The organism is Streptococcus parasanguinis, assembly GCF_001074805.1.
Classification (GTDB): domain Bacteria; phylum Bacillota; class Bacilli; order Lactobacillales; family Streptococcaceae; genus Streptococcus; species Streptococcus parasanguinis_A.
The window spans coordinates 1-2239 of record NZ_JUPI01000059.1 but is presented as its reverse complement, the minus strand read 5'-3'; the positions used below and the strand labels follow the sequence as shown (position 1 = coordinate 2239).

The following is a 2239-nucleotide window of genomic DNA, read 5'->3' as shown; positions in this document are numbered from 1 at the left end:
TGCAGTTATTCGCAATGTAGTAGCTCCAAATGGATTGAAAGAAGTTTTGATACCAACTTGGTCGGACAAGAACTGGCAAGATGATCTAGTCTGGCACAAAGCAGTCCGTCAAAGTGATGGTAGCTATCGAGCAACCATCAAAGCCTCAGATCATAAAAATGAAGATGGTAAATACAATGTCCATGTTTATTATGTAGATCAAAATAATCAACGAAACTACATCACAGAGACAACGATAGAAGTGCGTCAAGCCCGTCGTTCTGGTACGATCTTGATCCAAAACAACAACAAGGATACAGGTACTTTTGACGTCATCATCAAGGATGTCTATAGTCCTAAAGGGGTGCGAACTGTGCAAGTCCCTACTTGGTCTGATAAGGACGGACAGGATGATCTCCGCTGGTATGAAGCAACTCGCCAAGCAAACGGAGACTACAAGGTATCGGTCAAAGCGAGTGATCACAAGAACTCTACTGGTAAGTACCATGTTCATCTTTACTATATCCAAAATGATGGTTCTCGTGTAGGTGTTGGTACCACGACTACAGAAGTTGAATTCCGAAATGCCCAGACCAAGACACAAGCTGCTATCAAGAATGTCAATGCAACGAACGGGACTTATACAGTAGCTGTAGATCAAGCACCTCAGGGACGTCAGATTAAGAATATTCGTGTCGCAGCTTGGTCTAAAGCTCATCAAGAAAATCTTTACTGGTATTCCGCAACGCCGACAGGTATGCACACAGAGATCACTGTCTCTGCCAATAATCACGGTAATGAAGCGGGCAACTATACCACTCACGTCTATGTAGACTACAAAGATGGGGGAGTTGAAGGTTTTAACCTCGGTCAGACAGCCTTGTCTCCACGGAATCAAAAGGTGAATCCACAAACAACCTATTATTCTCAACGTGATCCTCGTTGGGCTGGGAAATATTACGGTGTGAGCAATGTCGATCAGTCAGGTTGTGTGCCAACCTCCCTTGCTATGACCTTTACAGATATCCTAGGTAGAACTATTTTGCCAACAACTGTAGCTGATTATCTCTACAACAATACTGATTCATTTAACAAAGGTGAAGCAGGAACAGATTCTGATGGAATTGTAGCTGCCACTCGTAACTGGGGCTTGAAGAGTCAATTGGTTAACGGAGCTGGAGGCATTGCAGAAGCCCTCATGGCTGGCAAGCATGTACTTGCTGCGGTAGGCAATAGCCAATTTACTAGCGATCCTTATACCCATGAGTTGGTCTTGCATGGCTATGATAATGGTAGAACCTATGTACGCGATCCATATAATAGCGGCAACAACGGCTGGTACTCCATCAATTATCTTCACTCTATTAAGAGTAAGGATCCGATGGATAACAAGCTTGGAGCACCTTTCTTCTCTATTTTTGCATAATCTGATCAGAAGGCCAAATTGGCCTTCTTTTTTCTTTAAAAACAGGATAAAATCTTCTAATGATATTGTTTCTTGATCCGGCGGTTTGTGCTATAATACTACTATGTGGGTACAATCCGTAAAAAAATTGTAAGGGAAGATATATGAAAAAGAAAGATCTTATTTTTTATGCTGGGACAGCTGTTTTGTTAGCTTTTTCGACACAACAGGTCAAGGCCGATGAACAAGGCGCATCTGATCAAACCTCAGAAAATACTTCAGCTGTCATTGCAAAAATAACAACTTCATCAGAAGCACAGAATACCGTGAATGAAGGAGTGGGAGTTGAGAAAGGTATTCAGACAGAAAATACCGTTGCAACAGAGGCAACACCTGTCACACCGACTATTAGTAATAACCAGTCTTCTGACAAGGGCACTAGCGACAAGGTTGTATCAGAGCAACCAGCACCAGCTGTGGTAGCTAGTCGCGCACCATATGGCGCACGCGCACGAGTGGTAGAATCAGAAGATTATAGTTTGCCGGTTGAGAAAGTAGAGAAGCCAAGTGGCACGCTAACAATTGAAAATAATAATGTTGAACCAGTAACCTTTGATGCAGTTATTCGCGATGTAGTAGCTCCAAATGGATTGAAGGAAGTCTTGATCCCAACCTGGTCAGATAAGAACTGGCAAGATGATCTAGTATGGCACAAAGCAGTCCGTCAAAGTGACGGCAGCTACCGTGCAACCATCAAAGCCTCAGATCATAAAAATGAGGATGGTAAGTACCATGTCCATGTTTATTATGTGGATCAAGCTGACAAACGGAACTACATCACAGAGACTACGACAG

At 43.0% G+C, this 2239-nt stretch carries 2 protein-coding genes; both read left to right on the top strand.

Annotated elements, in window-relative coordinates:
• Window positions 1–1405: GBS Bsp-like repeat-containing protein (locus ADI76_RS04250; RefSeq protein ID WP_049514893.1), on the top strand; the 1405-nt coding region annotated here is incomplete at its 5' end.
• A gap of 143 nt (window positions 1406–1548) precedes the next feature.
• The coding region (locus ADI76_RS04245; RefSeq protein WP_049514892.1) for a GBS Bsp-like repeat-containing protein at window positions 1549–2239 on the top strand (691 nt) is incomplete at its 3' end.